17 protein-coding genes are annotated in these 16,311 nt (G+C 65.5%); 9 read left to right on the top strand and 8 right to left on the bottom strand.

Going from position 1 to position 16,311, the window contains the following annotated elements; genetic code table 11:
- The first annotated feature begins 214 nt into the window (after positions 1 to 214).
- From KO481_RS12465 to KO481_RS12480, 4 genes are all read left to right on the top strand, one after another.
- Positions 215 to 3,643 (top strand): serine/threonine-protein kinase, encoded by a 3,429-nt coding sequence (locus tag KO481_RS12465; protein ID WP_215917195.1) that lies wholly within the window; start codon positions 215 to 217, stop codon positions 3,641 to 3,643.
- Positions 3,644 to 3,908: 265 nt separating this feature from the next.
- Positions 3,909 to 5,075, top strand: a complete 1,167-nt coding sequence (locus KO481_RS12470) for an NAD(P)/FAD-dependent oxidoreductase (RefSeq protein WP_215917196.1) — start codon at positions 3,909 to 3,911, stop codon at positions 5,073 to 5,075.
- Positions 5,076 to 5,120: 45 nt separating this feature from the next.
- Positions 5,121 to 5,693, top strand: coding sequence for an NADPH-dependent FMN reductase (locus KO481_RS12475; protein ID WP_215917197.1), 573 nt, complete (start codon positions 5,121 to 5,123; stop codon positions 5,691 to 5,693).
- Between the two features lie 10 nt (positions 5,694 to 5,703).
- Positions 5,704 to 6,183 carry a YybH family protein gene (locus tag KO481_RS12480; protein WP_215917198.1) on the top strand — a complete coding sequence of 160 codons (480 nt, stop codon included), beginning with the start codon at positions 5,704 to 5,706 and terminating at the stop codon, positions 6,181 to 6,183.
- Positions 6,184 to 6,206: 23 nt separating this feature from the next.
- Here KO481_RS12480 and KO481_RS12485 read toward each other — a convergent pair whose 3' ends face one another.
- Entirely contained in the window at positions 6,207 to 7,094 is an 888-nt protein-coding gene (locus tag KO481_RS12485) for a LysR family transcriptional regulator (protein WP_215917199.1), read from the bottom strand.
- Positions 7,095 to 7,392: 298 nt separating this feature from the next.
- On the opposite strand from KO481_RS12485, the gene KO481_RS12490 reads away from it, so the two are divergent.
- Positions 7,393 to 8,355 carry a zinc-dependent alcohol dehydrogenase family protein gene (locus KO481_RS12490; protein WP_215917200.1) on the top strand — a complete coding sequence of 321 codons (963 nt, stop codon included), beginning with the start codon at positions 7,393 to 7,395 and terminating at the stop codon, positions 8,353 to 8,355.
- Between the two features lie 46 nt (positions 8,356 to 8,401).
- Here the strand turns inward: KO481_RS12490 and KO481_RS12495 are convergent, their stop codons facing one another.
- A complete protein-coding gene (locus tag KO481_RS12495) occupies positions 8,402 to 9,136 on the bottom strand; it encodes an SDR family oxidoreductase (RefSeq protein ID WP_215917201.1) in 735 nt (244 codons plus the stop codon).
- Positions 9,137 to 9,225: 89 nt separating this feature from the next.
- On the opposite strand from KO481_RS12495, the gene KO481_RS12500 reads away from it, so the two are divergent.
- Positions 9,226 to 10,149: a LysR family transcriptional regulator gene (locus KO481_RS12500; RefSeq protein WP_215917202.1), complete on the top strand. Its 924-nt coding sequence runs from the start codon at positions 9,226 to 9,228 to the stop codon at positions 10,147 to 10,149.
- A gap of 107 nt (positions 10,150 to 10,256) precedes the next feature.
- Here the strand turns inward: KO481_RS12500 and KO481_RS12505 are convergent, their stop codons facing one another.
- Positions 10,257 to 10,934: an HD domain-containing protein gene (locus tag KO481_RS12505; protein ID WP_215917203.1), complete on the bottom strand. Its 678-nt coding sequence runs from the start codon at positions 10,932 to 10,934 to the stop codon at positions 10,257 to 10,259.
- Positions 10,935 to 10,950: 16 nt separating this feature from the next.
- Positions 10,951 to 11,352 carry a YybH family protein gene (locus KO481_RS43890; protein ID WP_215917204.1) on the bottom strand — a complete coding sequence of 134 codons (402 nt, stop codon included), beginning with the start codon at positions 11,350 to 11,352 and terminating at the stop codon, positions 10,951 to 10,953.
- Positions 11,353 to 11,447: 95 nt separating this feature from the next.
- Between KO481_RS43890 and KO481_RS12515 the strand changes: the two genes are divergently transcribed.
- Positions 11,448 to 12,488, top strand: a complete 1,041-nt coding sequence (locus KO481_RS12515) for a GlxA family transcriptional regulator (RefSeq protein WP_215917205.1) — start codon at positions 11,448 to 11,450, stop codon at positions 12,486 to 12,488.
- A 36-nt stretch (positions 12,489 to 12,524) separates the two neighbouring features.
- Here the strand turns inward: KO481_RS12515 and KO481_RS12520 are convergent, their stop codons facing one another.
- A complete protein-coding gene (locus KO481_RS12520; RefSeq protein ID WP_215917206.1) occupies positions 12,525 to 12,713 on the bottom strand; it encodes a hypothetical protein in 189 nt (62 codons plus the stop codon).
- Between the two features lie 411 nt (positions 12,714 to 13,124).
- Between KO481_RS12520 and KO481_RS12525 the strand changes: the two genes are divergently transcribed.
- A complete protein-coding gene (locus tag KO481_RS12525) occupies positions 13,125 to 13,433 on the top strand; it encodes a hypothetical protein (protein ID WP_215917207.1) in 309 nt (102 codons plus the stop codon).
- A gap of 129 nt (positions 13,434 to 13,562) precedes the next feature.
- Here the strand turns inward: KO481_RS12525 and KO481_RS12530 are convergent, their stop codons facing one another.
- On the bottom strand, positions 13,563 to 13,850 hold the full coding sequence (locus tag KO481_RS12530; protein ID WP_040825353.1) for a hypothetical protein: 288 nt from the start codon (positions 13,848 to 13,850) through the stop codon (positions 13,563 to 13,565).
- Between the two features lie 303 nt (positions 13,851 to 14,153).
- Between KO481_RS12530 and KO481_RS12535 the strand changes: the two genes are divergently transcribed.
- Positions 14,154 to 14,339 (top strand): hypothetical protein, encoded by a 186-nt coding sequence (locus KO481_RS12535; RefSeq protein WP_215917208.1) that lies wholly within the window; start codon positions 14,154 to 14,156, stop codon positions 14,337 to 14,339.
- A 125-nt stretch (positions 14,340 to 14,464) separates the two neighbouring features.
- Here the strand turns inward: KO481_RS12535 and KO481_RS12540 are convergent, their stop codons facing one another.
- A complete protein-coding gene (locus KO481_RS12540) occupies positions 14,465 to 15,148 on the bottom strand; it encodes an alpha/beta fold hydrolase (RefSeq protein WP_245400757.1) in 684 nt (227 codons plus the stop codon).
- Positions 15,149 to 15,269: 121 nt separating this feature from the next.
- Positions 15,270 to 16,265: a helix-turn-helix domain-containing protein gene (locus tag KO481_RS44305; protein WP_215917210.1), complete on the bottom strand. Its 996-nt coding sequence runs from the start codon at positions 16,263 to 16,265 to the stop codon at positions 15,270 to 15,272.
- Positions 16,266 to 16,311 lie beyond the last annotated feature (46 nt).

The raw sequence follows: 16,311 nt of genomic DNA on the forward strand, positions 1-16,311 counted from the left end.
GACCGCGGCCAGCACCTGATGTTTTCCTGGCGCCTTCACCGGTAGACGCACCGTAGTCGAGAAAATTCGCAATCTCAGCGTCCGATTCGGTGCGCTCATGCTCGAATTCGTCGGACGGGGGTAGCGGCTCGCCGTGCAGTGGCTGGTCATTGCAGTCACACCGACCGAGACACTGACGCGAAGTGCTCTGCGCCGGTGATTAAACTGGCGATCGGTGTCCGAGGGAAATGACGAAGGGACGCAACGCGACCTGACGTTAGGCATCGCGGCGGAGCTGGCTGCGGTCGGGTATAACGACGCTCAGGAGATTGGCCGAGGTGCCTTCGGCATCGTGTATCGGTGTATCGAATCTGCACTCGATCGTGCCGTTGCGGTCAAGGTTCTCGGCCCCGCGGTCGACGATCAGGACCGAGCCAGATTCCTGCGCGAACAACGTGCGCTCGGGAAGTTCTCGACTCATCCGAACATCGTGCAGGTGCTGACGACCGACATCACCGCGACGGGACGGCCGTTTCTGGTGATGCCGCTCCACGCGCGGGGCTCGCTTGCCGCACGGATTCGCACCGACGGACCACTGCCCTGGCAGGAGGTGCTGTCGGTGGGCGTGAAGCTGGCGGGAGCGATGGCCACCGCGCACGCCTGCGGCGTCATCCACCGCGACGTAAATCCGGCCAACGTCCTGATCACCGACTATGGTGAACCGCAGCTGGCGGACTTCGGTATCGCGTGCTTCGGTGGTGTATTCGAGACAGCGACCGGCCTCATTGCGGGGACCCCGGCCTATATCGCTCCTGAGGTGCTGCGTGGGCGGCCTCCGACGGCTTCCTCGGATATCTACGGGTTGGGGGCGACGCTTTTCGCTGCTCTCGCCGGTCACGCCGCGTTCGAGCGCCGCGCTGGTGAATCCATGGTGGAGCAGTTCGCGCGCATGACGACAGAACCTGTCCCGGATCTGCGATCGGCCGGTGTACCGCCTACGGTGTGCACCGTCCTCGAGGCCGCGATGGCCACCGACCCCGCTGACCGGCCGGCCACTGCCCGGGATTTCGGCGGGCGGTTGCGCATCGTGCAGTTCTCCTGCGGGCTGCCCGTGGATGTGATGGCCGCCCCGGCGCCTGACGGATCTGTCGATACGGTGTCCGACGGCCAGCCGAGCCCCGCGGGTACATCGACTGTGGCCGTGCTGCGCCCGCCGTCGACGCCGTCGACCCGATACCGTCCACCGACGATGCTGCGCCGCCTGGTCGATCGCCCGCGATTGCTGGAGACCTTGCGGGACGGACGATCCAGGCGGCTGGTCCTCATTCACGGCCCGGCCGGTTTCGGCAAGAGCACCCTGGCTGCACAGTGGGCGCACGCCCTCGAGACGGATGGTATCCGCGTCGCCTGGCTGGTGACCGCCGAGGACGACAACAATGTCGTGTGGTTCTTGAGCCACTTGGTGGAGGCGATTCGGCAGGCTCGTCCGGCACTGGCGATCGAACTGACGCAGATTCTCGAGGAGCGTTCCAGCGCCGCGGCGGTGCAGGTGATGACGACCCTGATCAACGAGATCCACGACAGCGGGGAAACCGTCGCTGTCGTGATCGACGACTGGCACCATGTGACCAGTCCGGCGACCCTCGCTGCGATGGAGTTCCTGCTCGACAACGGGTGTCATCACCTCCGATTGATCGTCACCAGTCGCACCCGCACCGGTCTTCCGTTGGGGCGCATAAGTGTTCAGGACGAGTTGGTGGAAATCGACGAGAGCGCACTGCGCTTCGATTCCGGGGAAGCGGCGGATTTCCTGGTCGGTGTCAACAAACTGCACCTTTCCGGCGGCGATATCGACCGGCTACGAGAGTCCACGGAGGGCTGGGTGGCGGCGCTGCAGCTCGCCTCACTGTCGCTGCGCGGCAAGGAGAATCCCGGGGACTACCTCGATCAGATCTCGGGGCAGCACTACGCCATCGGCGAATACCTGATGGAAAACGTTGTCGGCGCTCTCGAGCCCACGATGCTCGACTTCGTCATTCGGACCGCGGTCACCGACACGGTCTGCGGAGATCTCGCCCAGGCACTGACCGGAGTGCAGTCGGGGCAGGAACACCTCGAGGAGGTGCGGCGCCGAGACCTGTTCCTGCGCAGCCTCGATGACGAGCTACAGTGGTTCCGGTATCACGCGCTCTTCGCGGACTTCCTACGCCGCAGACTGATCCTGCAGCATCCCGGGTTGCTCGAACAACTTCATCTGACCGCGTCGACCTGGTTTGCCGAGCACGGAATGCTCACCGAAGCCGTGGATCATGCACTCGCGGCCGGCGCCGCTGATCGGGCAAAACAACTGGTTCAAGAACACGCCGACGCGCTGATCGAAGATTCCCGTATGGCAACCTTCCTCGGTCTGGTGAAGAAGCTGCCCGCCGAGATCACGGTTGCCGATCCACGGCTGCAACTGTCGGTGGCCTGGGCCAACATTTCGCTGCAGCGCCCCGCCGCCACCCGGACCGCGCTGGATCGCGCGGACGCGGCACTGACCACCGCAGCACCGGACGATCCCGTGACCGCAGACCTGCGCATCCAGGCTGATATCACGCGAGCCGCGGAATACCTTGTGACGGACCGGTTCAAGGATTTCCCGGATGCCGCCGAGGCATGGCTGCAGCAGCCGGTTCGACCGTTCTTCGCCAGCGTCGCGGCCACCACCGCGGCCGCGGCCGCGTTCTATCGTTTCGACTTCGCCGGGGCCCGCCGCTGGCATGCGTGGGCCGAGCCCTACCGGACCTGCATCAACGGCGCGGCCGGCGTGGTTTACGGCGCCAGCATTGCAGGCCAAGCCGCCGCCGAACAACTCGACATTGCCGGAGCCGAGGCGCTCTTCCGCTCCGCACTCACCCTCGCCCGGAATTCCGGCAGTCAATCCCACGCGACGTGGCTGGCCAGCGGCCTGCTCGGCGAATTGCTCTACCAGAAAGGTCAATACACCGAAGCCATCGAGCTGCTTGCGCCGGGTCCCGGCGTCGCGTCAGGCGCCGTGGAATTCCTGATCGCCACCTACGGGACCGGTGCCAGGCTGACGGCAGTGCGCGGCGACCTCGAGGCCGCACGACAACGGTTGGACGAGGGGATGACGGTGGCCCAGCACATCGGCCTGCCACGGCTGACCGCTCGCATTGTGAACGAGCAGGTACGACTGGCGCTCCCGATCACCGATGAAGACCGGCACATGCTCGAGCACCTGCCCGCGTATCACCGGCAACCGAACCAGTCACTCGCGGTCACAGCCGAACTCACCCACGACTCGGCCATTCGCCTACTGCTGTCGCAAGGGTCACCGGACGCTGCCGAGCAGGCCGCCGCTGATGCCGAACGGATCGTCGCCGAAATCCATGCACAACCTCGCCCCCGCGCTTTATTGCAGGCTCAATTGCTGTACGGCAGTTGCCTTCGCGCCGCCGGACGAGCCGATGAGGCGATCGCGTGCCTGGCTCCGGCACTGTCTCGGTGCGCCGAACTCGGGCTCGTCCGAATGGCCGTGGACAGCTGCCTGGCGATCGGGCCGGTCGTGGAGACCCTGTTCGATGCCCCGGAGGATCTCGAGCGGCCACCCCGCCCCTTCCTACGGCAGGTCATGAACGAAATAGCTGAGCTCGGCGACTAGATGTTGCGGGTCATGACGTTGTAGTCGTTGCTTCGGTGTGATGCGGGTGGGAGTGCAGCAGCATGGATATTGCCGCAGTGTGGATGAAGTCGACTGTCGTCGACAGCCAGTTTCATCGAGTCGATCCGCGCGGGCGGCGCGTAGCTCCAGAGATAACCCCAGGGTTATCAATTACTGTGCAAACTTCGCGTTGTTTCGGCGCCGACCTGCAGCGATGCTGAATCCATCACCAAGATCCACAAGCAATGACGAAAGCAGTACCAGCATGAACAAGCACACTCAGGTTGTCGTCATCGGCGGGGGCTACGCGGGAGTCATGGCGGCCAACCGCCTCACCCAACACCCCGGCGTGTCGGTCACCCTCGTCAACTCCCAGCCCGAATTCGTGGAGCGTATCCGGCTGCACCAACTGGCCGCAGGCACCCACGACGCGGTCCGCGACTACCGCGAAGTCCTCAACGAGCGTGTCCGGTTGGTGACTGATGACGCCACCCGAATCGACGCGAGTGGCCGCACCGTGCTGACCGCCCGCGGCGGCGAACTCGACTACGACTACCTGATCTACGCGGCCGGCAGCGTCAGCGGTACCCCGGATGTACCAGGTGCGAATGAATTCGCTTATCCCCTCGCCAGTTTGGCCGACGCGCAACGACTGCGCGCCGCCCTGACCGAAACACCCGCAACCACAGTCACCGTGGTTGGCGGAGGCGCGACCGGAATCGAGACCGCTGCCGAACTGGCAGAGGCCGGCCACACCGTGACCCTGGTCTGTGGGCGAACCCTCGGCCCGTACCTGCACCCGAGCGGCCGCCGCACGGTGACGCGCCGACTCGCCCGCTTGGGTGTCACGATGCTCATCGGCCCGGACGCCGCCGTGACCGAGGTGACCCGAGACACCGTGCGGCTGCGCGACGATCGTGTCCTGCCCACCACAGTCACCGTCTGGACGGCGGGCTTCGATGCGGCGGGCCTGGCCGCACGCAGCGGCCTGCGCACCGACACCGCGGGCCGGTTGATCACCGACGCCACATTGACCAGCCTCGACGACGACCGCATCCTCGCCGCCGGCGACGCGGCGGCGCCGATCGGCCTGAACCTGCGCATGAGTTGCCAGGCCGCGGGTCCGCTCGGCGCGCACGCCGCCGACACCGTCCTGCACCGGATCGCAGGTACCCCGGCCGAGCCGATGAGCCTGGGCTTCAACGGATTGTGCCTGAGCCTGGGACGACACGCGGGAGTGTTCCAGTTCGCGAACCCCGACGACAGCGCCAAGCGACTGCACCTGCGCGGCGGAATCGGCGCGAAGGTCAAGGAATTCGTCTGCTCGCACACCGTCAGCCAACTCGCAAGCGAGGCAGCCAAACCCGGATCGTTCAGCTGGAAGCGCGGGCAGGCACCCGATCCAGCTCTGACCCTCATCGAATCCCGGTAACGGCACCGCCCGCGTGAGAACTACAGCAAATCAGGAGTTTCGGAAATGAACAGAATCGGCGTCATCCTCGGCAGTACTCGCCCCAATCGTAAGGGCCCGCAGGTCGCGCGATGGGTGGTGGACACGGCATCGCAGCGTGGCGATGCCGAGTACGAACTCATCGACCTCTGCGATCACCCGCTCCCGCATCTGGACGAGCCCGTACCGCCGATGTTCGGCCCGTCGGCGCATCCACACACACGGGCCTGGGCGGAACGGATCGCCGCGTTCGACGGCTTCATCATCGTGACCCCGGAATACAACGGCGGCGTTCCCGGAGTGTTGAAGAACGCCATCGACCACCTGTTCGCACAATGGGTCGACAAGGCAGTCGGATTCGTCTCGTACGGCGCGGGCGGAGGCACGCGAGCAGTCGTGCAGCTGCGCACGGTCTGCGGCACGTTGGGCATGGCCGACGTGAGCTATTCGGTTGCGATCTCACTCCTTTCCGATTTCGAGAACCACACCATCTTCACCCCCCGCGAGAGCCATGTTGCCGCCCTGAACAAGACCCTGGATCAGGTCACCGCCTGGAGCACTGCGCTTGCGCCGTTGCGGACCATCCCCGTCAATTCTTGAGGAGCCGATCATGTTCACACCCAACGATTTCCGCTCACCCACCGTCCGCCTCGAGGCGGACGATGCCGAGATTCGCCGCCAGATCGACAAGATCATCGAAGGACTGCGTGCCAAGGACCTCGATGCCCTGCGGCAGGTGTATGCGACCGATGTCGTGTCGTTCGATATCGATCCGCCGCTCCAGCACGTCGGGATAGCGGCGAAAATCCAGAACTGGGCCGCCGTATTCCAGTTCTTCCAGACAGTGACCTACGAGGTTCGCGACCTGACGCTCACCATCGGTGACGACGTAGCGTTCGGGCATGCCTTCGGTCGGCTGAGCGGCACACAAGAGACCGGAGCGGAGATCGGCGGCATGTGGGTGCGGGTCACATACGGCCTGCGAAAGATCGACGGCGTCTGGCTGATCACGCATGACCAGGTGTCGGTGCCGCTGGACGTCCACAGCGGCACAGGAGTGGTCGACCTCGCACCGGCCGCGAGAACCTAGCGCGCCGTGCGCGCCGGCCGCCGCTACAGCTGGATGGCGCCGAGGTCGGCGGCCGTGCGGGCCAGCGCCCGGATGGCCGGACTGTCCGCAGTGCTGCGCCAGGTCAAGGCCCAGTGCAGCACTGGCGCGTCGGGCATGGGAAGAAAGACGATGCCGGGCGGATTGTGATAGCGGGCGGCGATCTCACCGAGCGGATGGACGCACTGTCCGGAGGCCACCAGAGCCAACAGCTCGTGGAAGGTACGCGCGGCCGGTCCGCGGGGGACTCGGCGCCCAGTCGGCGTCCGGGTCGGGATCATGGCGGAGAACCAGTATTCGGGCGCGTCCAGGCCGGGATCGACCACCTGATTGTCGGCAAGATCCTCCAGGCCGGCGAAGCCTTGCTCGACCAGGGGATGCTCCGCGGACACGGCCAGCACGCGACGCCCGGTGAGCACGGTGGGACCGACGATGAAATCGGGTTCGTTGACCGGCAACCAGAGCACGTTGACGTCGAAGTCGCCCGAGCGCAGCGATGTGAAGGCATCGCTCGTGATCTCGCCGAACTGGACGTCATTACCCGGATAGCGTGTGCGGAAAGCCTCGACCAAGGACCGTAGTTCGTGTCCCGCATGACCGAAAACGCCCACCTTCAACGTTCTTCCCGACCCGAGCCCGGCTCCCTCGGCCCGGGCGAGGGACTGCTCGAGCAGGTCGCGAACCTGCTTCAGGTCCTCGCAGAGCCGGCGACCCACCGGGGTCAGGCGCACACGGCGACTGGTGCGCTCGAACAAGGCCGTGCCGATTCGCCGTTCCTGCTTGCTGATGGCCTGGCTGACCCGAGCCTGGGACACATGCAGCCGCTCGGCCGTGCGGCCGAAATGCAGCTCCTCGGCCAGGGTCAGAAAGATCTCGATGTCCCGCAGCTCCACTGATAACTCCAGCGTTATTGATAGGTGCGCGAAGCTTACCGTGTTTCGTCGCCGGTCTGCCGCGACGCTGAATCCGCCAACGGGGACAAGGCGATCGGGGCTCGAGTGGGATGCGTGGTCGATATCGCTGACGCGGCCAGCTCGGCCAACCGGCCAGCGCCCATCGTGGCCTCGGGAACGCGGTTTCGACGGTTCGTTGCGTGGGCAGCCATGCAACTAGAGGTAGGAGCCGCTGATCATTAGGCTCGGTAGGCAGCCGCTCTCACAACGGCCTCACCTTCGAGGGAGAGGTACTGATATGCGCGCCATCCAGATTGAACAGTTCGGCGACCCCGCACAGGTGCTCCGCGTCGTCGACATCGAGGAGCCGCCGCCACCGGGTCCGCATGAGGTTTTGGTGAGCGTTGAGGTCTCGCCGTTGAACAAACACGACCTGCTGGTTGTCAGGGGTGTGCTGACGCAACCATCCCTGCCCCACATACCAGGCGCAGAGGGGGTCGCCCGCGTGCTTGCCACTGGCCCCGAGGTTGATGGACTTCAGGTCGGCGATCTGGTCGTGCTACCCCTGTATGCCGGTGCGTGGCGTGAGCGGCTCGTCGTGGCCGCCGAGGGCCTGTTCGCACTCCCCGCCGGCGACATCGAGCAGTACTCGATGCTGGGCAGCAACCCCCCGACGGCAGGGTTGATGCTCAGTGAATGCACCCCCCTGCAGCCCGGTGACTGGGTGGTTCAGAACGCCGCGAACTCCGGTGTGGGGCGGTCATTGATCGCACTAGCCAAACTTCGTGGACTGAAGACGATCAACCTGGCCCGTGACGACGCAACGTTCGCCGAGCTCACAGAGGTCGGGGCCGACGTGGTCCACGGCGATGACCCCGATGCGGTCGGCGATGTTCGAGCAGTGATCGGTGACGCGCGAGTGGCGCTGGCAGTGGACTCCGTGGGTGGTCCGGTGGTGGCGCGGCTGCTCGAATTGCTGTCCGACGGTGGATGGTTGGTCAGCTATTCCTGGGCCAGGGACGAGCCCATGTGGGTCGACACCTCGACACTGGTCGGCAAGCACCTCACCGTCCGCGGATTCTTTGTCGGCGACTTCGACTACCGCGACAAGGTGGTGCCTGTCATTCGTGAGGCGGCACCGCTGGTGGCCGACGGCTCCCTTGTTGTCCCCGTGGCGGGCGTGTACCCCCTCGAGCATATCCAGGACGCGGTGCAACATCTCCTCCGCGGCGGCAAGATCCTGCTGAAAGTGGCGGGGTGATGTACAACGACCTACAGCGGAATGGGTTCGCCTGTAGGTTTCGGCGTCACAACTGGGTGCCGCCGCCGTCCACCGCGAGCTCGGCGCCGGTGGTGTAGGTCGCCTCGAAGGCGAGGAAAACGGCGGCGCGCGCGACCTCCTCCGGGGTTCCTATGCGCTGCATCGGAATCCGGGCGGCGAAACCCGCTACCATGTCGTCAGCCACCTCGGCGGGAAGTTTCTTGTGGAGAATGCCCGTGTCTATCGGCCCCGGGCTGACCGCATTGACCCGGACGCCGCGCGGCAGTAGTTCGCGGGCCCAGGTTCGTGTCATCGACCGCAGGGCCGCTTTGCTCGCCGGGTAGACGCTGTGGTTCAGCTGCCCCAGCACGTTCGAGACCGAGGTGGTCAGCACCACGCCGCTACCCTCGGCAAGCAGCGGAAGCAGCCGCTGCATGGTGAAGTAGGGCCCTTTAGTGTTGGCCGCGAAAATGGCGTCGTACAGCTGCTCGGTCATCGCCGCGAACGGCTCCATTTCGGTGATGCCCGCATTCAGGAATACCGCGTCCAGGTGACCGAACGTCTGCTCGACCTTGTCCGCCAGGGCGTCGATGTCTGCTTGTGCGGTGGCGTCGCTGCGAACTGCGATCAGTCCCTGCTTGCTCGCCGATTCGAGCGCGGCTTCCGTGCGCCCGGTGACCATCACCTGAGTGCCCTGCGCGGCCAGCAGGCGTGCGATCGCCAGGCCGATTCCATTGCTGCCGCCGGTGACCAGGGCGCGCTTTCCGTCGTATTTTCCCATGTCTCGATTCAAATCCCGGACAGTGGACGGCGTCCAAGACCTGATCGGCAACCCGTCATGCACGCACTGCATGCCGGTACGCTCGAAACGTGCGCGTTCCCGGCTCGAACCTCGATCTCCGGCTTGTCGGCTATTTCACGGTCGTTGCGCAGCACGCCAATTTCGGCCGCGCCGCCGCGGTACTGCATGTCGCGCAGCCATCCCTGAGCCGGCAGATCCAGCGCCTCGAGCAGCATCTGGGCGTGCGCCTGTTCGACCGCACACCACAGGGCAGCAGGCTTACGCAAGCCGGTCACGCCTTTCTGCCGCAGGCTCAGGCGCTGCTCGACGCCGCCCATCAGGCCGAGCTCACCGCCCGCGACGCCGCAACCCCACGCGAGTTCACCATCGGGTACGTCGAGGACTTGGTGATCACTCATGCCGTACGCCAACTGCGCCACCGGCACCCCACGGCCCGCATTCGCACCCGCCATCTGGCCTGGAACGACGCCCACGCGCTCCCCGATCGCCGCGTGGACGCCCTGGTTGCCCGCGCGCCACTGCCTTTCCCCGTCGATCGCTTGCACCTCACCGAGCTGTGGGCCGAGCCACGGGTCCTTGTCGTCCCGACGACTCACCGCCTGGCAGGGAAGGAGTCGGTGACCGTCGACGACCTCGGCGACGAAGTTCTCCCGCAATGCCCGAGCGCGGTCCCGCAGTGGAGCGAGTTCGCCCGCCTGGAGCCGCGCCCGGATGGCGTTCCGGCTCGCAGCGCACCGATCGACTACGAATCGTTCGAGGACAAGCTCGACCTCGTCGCCGAGGAACGGATGGTATTGATTCTGGCCGCAGGCGACCGGCGCCCCCAACTGCGCCCCGGCTTGACCACCGTGCCCATCGAGGGCATCGACTCGGTCCGCGTCGTCCTGGCAACTCGCGCGACCGATGCCAATCCTCTCATCGACGACCTCCGCAACGCCTGGCCATCCGACGCCCCGTCCCCGGCGTCATCGAGCAGGGTGCGCACCCGCTAGGTGCGGGACCGAACAGGTTGGTGCCGAACAGCTTTCAACAAGAGTGAGCTCGAGTAGTTGCCCGAAGGCGCTGTACGCGCGACCCGAACCTCGAAGTCTTTCTTCGTTCATGTCCTCGGTTTGTCGGCCCACCCTGAGGCGTCCAGTATGTCGTGCCAGGTGAGCTTGGGGGAGTGGTCGGGGTATTGCAGCTGGTACACGTGCGCGGGGAAGCTCATCGGGGAGGCCATCTTCGCGGGGTTCGCGTGGATCTGGTCGGCGATCGTCTCGGAGAGGGCGTATCCCAGGTTGTAGCGGGGATATGCCGCGTGCACACGATCGGCGTATTCCGGTGAGAGCTTGTCGCGGAAGCGGCCGATGATGTCGGCTCCGATACCAATCTGGGTCACTGCTTCGGTGGGCCCGAAGCGGTGGCATAGACCGTCGCTGGTGTGCAGCGCGATGGCATTCCACACGGGCTTCACACGGTTTGGGTCCAGTCCTCGGCTGGTGAGGAACTCCGCGGCGGCGTCGGCGCCGTCCACTTCGAAGCGCTGGTCGCCGTTGGCATGCTCGGTCGCGCCCAGGTCGTGCAGGATGGAGGCGAGGAAGACGAGTTCGTCGTCGTAGTCGGTACCGGCCCGCATTCCCAGCGCGGCCGCGATCTCGCGCCCGAACAAGTAGCCGCGCATCGCGTGGTTGTAGATGAACTCCGGTGACACCGATCGGGCCAGTTCGTCGGCGGCGACTGCCAATTCCGTTGTCGGCACGCTGAATTCCGATCGCGCGTCAGCGTCGATGGTCATGATTTTTCCTCCGATGTCAGTGGTTGAAGAACGGGTGGTCGACCGCGTAGAGCCATCGACCGTCGGGCTGGCGGCGTGCGACCTCCGTGGTCGTCGTGACCAGCGGCTGGTCACCGAAACCGACCACCGTGGCATTGCTCGACATCAGCGCGATGTCCTCGATCACCGCGATCCTGCGCAGGTCGAGGGTGATCCGAGCACCGGCACCGACGTAGCCGGCCAGCTGCTCACGGATCGCGGCGCTGCCGCTGACCTCGGTCGCCGGGTTCGGCGCGAACAGTGCCCCCGCTTCGTAGAGCTCGATCAATCCGTCGAGGTCACCGGCGGCCAGACGTTCGACGAAAAGTTCCGCGAGCTGTTGCGGCGTTTCGGCGAACTTCGCGGTCGGTGCACTGTTCGCGGTGTGTTGACCTGTCACGTGAAGACTCCTTTTCTGTTCGGCACCCTCGATTCTGGTGGGATCGACCGTGTCTCGACAGTGGCCAGAAAGACGGATATCGCTATAATCTGGCCATGAAGATCGTGGCGGTTCTCGCGCTCGACGAGGTGGTCGGCTTCGAGCTCGCTGTCCCCGGCCAGGTGTTCGGCGCCGCCAATCTCCTCGCCGCAGTACCCACCTACGAAGTCCGCATCGTCGCTCCCGGACGCCGGGCACGCACCGATTCCCTTTTCGGCGCAGTCGATTTGCGCACGGACTGGGACTTGGACGCGCTCACCGAGGCACACACCATCGTCGTTCCCGGCCGCGCGCCCACACACGCCGATCCGCCGCTGAGGGTGCTCGACGCGCTGCGCGCTGCGCACGCGCGCGGCGCACGCATCGCGTCGGTGTGTACCGGCGCATTCATCTTGGCCGCCGCCGGTTTGCTCGACGGCCGCCGTGCAACCACACATTGGGAACACGCCGACACCTTGGCGCAGCGATATCCCCAGGTCGATGTCGATCCCGCGGTGCTCTATGTCGAAGACGGCACGGTGTGTACATCCGCGGGCGTGGCCGCCGGACTCGACCTGTGCCTGCAGCTGGTACGCCGCGATCTCGGTGCCGCGGCCGCCACCGATACCGCACGCCACACCGTGATGCCACCGCAGCGCCAAGGCGGGCAGGCGCAGTTCATCGCCCACCCCGCCCCGGCCGACACCGACATTCTGCTCGGCGACACGCTGCAATGGATGAACGCCAACCTGCACCGTCCCCTGACCCTCGCCGACATCGCCGACCACGCGTCACTCAGCGTGCGAAGCCTCAACCGGCACTTTCGATCCCACTGCGGGACCACCCCACTGCAGTGGCTGCTCAACGCGCGCGTGCGCTATGCCCGCGAGCTGCTGGAAACCACGGATACGACCGTCGAAATCGTCGCTCGCCATGCGGGATTCGCCAATGCCACCGCCATGCGCCCCCATTTCGTACGCCAGACCGGCGTGCCACCGCTGAGCTATCGAGCAAGTTTTCGGGCCGCGCATCCGCCCGCTCCGACGTCAGCACCGGAACCCCCGATCACCGCGGAACCTACCTGGACTCGGCGAGCCAGCCCCCCGGGAAAGCGATGACATGCGTTGCGGCCCTGGGCAATCTGTCCGTTCTCGTTACTCCGAGATGACCTGGCGAGTCCACGCGTCCTGCTGGACCTGCTTGATGAGCTCCTCGGTCGCCGGGGGCCACACGTTGCGATAGTTGCCCTTGTCCGCGCCGATGACCTCGATCATCTTGTCGATCATGTCCTGCGGATCGAATTGGCCCGCTGCGACAACGCATCCACCACGACCGAACGTCATGCAACACAACCACATTCAGCGCATACTGCACGAATTACATTCATGCGAGACACGGTCTTAGGCAGTTGACCGGCCCCGCTCCTTCAGGAATGAACCGCGGAAAAGCGCGCACCGGGATTCAGCCCGGCAGGTCGCACCCCCTCCTCACATCCCAAGGTAGTCGACCCGGTGGGCGGTTCCTCCCTGGATCGGATCTATGCGGGGCTTGGATTTGGGCTGACATAGGTCCCCTGCGATGTGGGCCGGATTGCCCTGGCCTGCGCGTATGCCGCCGGACACGCTATGTGTGGTAGCTGAATCGGTGTCCCGGTGAGGCTCCGCATTTTGGGTGTCAGTTGAGACATCTGCCAGGTTTCGAAGTCGCCTTCAGGGCGATTTTCGAAGTTCTCTTCAGTGATTGCTAGGAATGCGATGACCACAGCTACTCTCCGCCCGCCCGCCATCCATCGGTCCGCCGGGACCCAACCGCGCGAGGTCGGTGTGATCGCTCGGGTGCAGGATGCGGTGCGCGCACTGCCTGCCCCGCTCCCCCCGGGGGACACCGTCCGCGCCGCCACCGTGGGCGACATGGCTTCCATCCACGTCATCGATGTGCGCACGGTCGCGGTCGTGGCCAGCCGTGACCGCCATATTCAGCCGATCGCCGCGATGATCGCTCGGCATATGCCGGATCTCATCGTCACCGTCATCCACAGCGCGATCACCGTCTCCATCCCCTGACCCACCCTGGCCACCAGCAGCACGGCAGATGCCTGGCCACAGACCGGCACCGGTCCACAACGAACCACCGGGAAGCTCCGCGGCCTCGTCCCCGCTCGTGCTCGATCAACCGAGCACGAGCGGATCGGCTCAGCTGCCGATGACGGAGTTCATGATGGTTCCGGCGCTGGTGACGGTGGCGCCGCCGATCATCGCGCCCGCCACCATCTTCGGCGACTCGAGGCTGCCGCCGTTCCACTTCTCCCAGGCGAACCGGCCGCCGCCGTAGGTGACGGCGCTGACCCCGGACAGCAGAGTGAACCAGGTGAAGTAATGGACCATCTTGAGCAGCTTGTCCGCCACCGGCGGGGTCTCCGGGGTAGGGTTGCCGATCTGGGCAAGCACAGTCGTGTACATCTCGTGTGCGGCGAGAACCATGCTCACGTTCGTTGTCCTCTCGGGATGCTGAGGTGATGTCGGCGCGATCACCGGCCCGAATGACACTCAGAACCGGCGGGAACATGCAGGTAGAACTCGTCGATCGCTGCTATTGAACCGCATTTGCCGCCCACTGCGCGGACAGACACGCCCGATCCGACGCCTTCCCTGCGCGTCGAACGGCGGGCAAATCCCTGCAGCTTGTTACGGCTTGTGCTGGCAGACGTGCGTAACCGGGTGGGGGTGAGTTCCACACTGGCTCCATAAAGTGGAACGGGTTTCGATGGGCGGCTAGGACACGCTGTGTACAGCCGGATTGCCCCGGCGTCATTCGGGGATCAGTACTGCGATGTCTGTGGGCTGGCCCCCGCCGAGATCCTCGCGAAATCGGCCTCCGATCCGATCGGGACAAGCGACACCGGGGTCGTCGACCCGGTCGCCTGTGGCGAGGTGGTCAACCGTCCGGCCGAATTCTCGCGCAGGCTGTGAACGGCGGAAAACCGCTTGACAAGCGGCAATACCGTGCGTTGCATTCGGGGTATCGCGAACCGGTGACTTGCCTGTCGAATCGGCAGGTGGCCTGCCGACGGGCAGGCCACCTGTGCGGTGTGCGGCTAGACCGCGTCGGCGGCGGTGCGGATGAGGTTTGCGACGACTTCCGGTCGGGAGACGTAGATGGCATGGCTGCCGGGAGTGTCGGCGACGGTGGCGCCGATCCGTTCCGCCATCGACAGCTGTGCGGCGGGCGGGATCATCTTGTCTTCGGTGACGTGCAGGTACCAGCTGGGCTTGCTGCGCCAGGCGGGTTCGCTGATCGCTCCGCCGAGAGCGTCCAGCCCCCAGGGGACCTGGGAGTCGGCCAGGAACGCGGCATCCTGCGCGGGGAGATCTCCGGCGAAGGAGTCATGGAACTTGGCCCGGTCCAGGAACAGGTAGTTGTCGACCGGCGGCAGGATCGGTGGCTGCGGGCCGTCCTGCGGGAAGCTGGTGATGAGGCTGTTCACCGATTCGTCCTTGTCGGGGGCGAATGCGGTGATGTAGACCAAGCCGGTCACCTTGTCGTGGGTGCCGGCCTCGGTGATGACCGCGCCGCCGTAGGAATGTCCGACCAGGACCGCGTCGCCGTCGACGCCGTCGAGGATCTGGCGGGTCGCCGCAGCGTCATCGGCCAGGGATTTGGTCGCGTTCTGGACCACGCGCACGATGAAGCCGTCGCGGGTGAGTTCGTTATAGACGTTGCGCCATCCGGCTCCGTCGACGAATCCGCCGTGGACCAGCACGATTGTCGGTTTGCTCATGGCAACCTCCCTCATTGGCGGGGTGGCGCGATCGCACACCCCGGAACTGCCGGTCACATCGTCGGTGACCGAGGATCGTTCTGACGCGGACGACCGTGCACTTGATGCGGACGAGAGCGCATCACTGTCTCGTCGGCGGCGTGGGTACGCCCGGGGTTGAGCCGGGCTCGGAGTGGCCTCGCCGCATCTCGCCGGGGCTGATTCCGTAGGTAGCGCGGAAGGCCCGGTTGAAACCGCTGATGTCGCCGAATCCGCTGCGGTGCGCCAGCGTTGTGATGTTCAGATGGGCAAGTCGGCGATCGAGTAGTTCCTCGCGGACACGCGCCAAACGACGACGGCGGATATAGAGCGCGACCGACTCGTTCTCCGCCTGGAACAGCTTGTGCAGATAGCGGGTCGAAATGTTGGCTGCCGCAGCGATTTCGGTCGGAGTCAACGCCGAATCCTGAAGGTGCTGCTCGATGTAGGCTTTGATGCGCGTCATCAGGCTCCGCTGCGCGGCATCGGCATGCCTGACCTCGTCGGGTTCGGCGAGCAAGCACACTGCCAGATCGGTGGTGCGAGCCAGTATCTCCTCGGACTGGGACTCCGCCACATCGGCACCATGACGAATCAGGTCGAGTACGAATCTGCCGACGACTCCGGATAGTCCGTGCTGTCCCGACAACACGCGCCCGCTGACGGTGCGGCGCTCTCTATCGCTGAGCGGCACCGCATCCGAGGGCACCGAGAGCACCGATACCGACCACGGGCGGGTGAACGTCCAGGTGAACGGCCGTGAGTTCTCGTAGACGACGAAGTCGCCCGGCGTGAGCTCGGCGATCCGACTGTCCTGCTCCAGTGACGCCGAACCGTCGGTGAGGACCGCGATCTGGAAGAACGCCGCATCCGACTGCTGGATGCAGCGCGGAGTCCGCCGATGTATGTGCGAGCTCGCGGTCAGCTCGGCGAACAGCAATCGCCCGCGGACCGTTCCTTCCAGCCGCGCCACCGGATCGGGGGAACGATCCCAGCCCTCCAGATTCACCGGTGCGAAGGTGTCGCCTAACACATGATGCCAATAGTCCTCCCGCTCAGGAGGATTGACCTCATCGGTCGATGCAACAATATCGGGCACAGCTCCCCATCTTCCTCACCGCTGCGCGATGATGTCGGGTTTGGAA

It is taken from the genome of Nocardia albiluteola, assembly GCF_018860155.1.
Taxonomy (GTDB): domain Bacteria; phylum Actinomycetota; class Actinomycetes; order Mycobacteriales; family Mycobacteriaceae; genus Nocardia; species Nocardia albiluteola.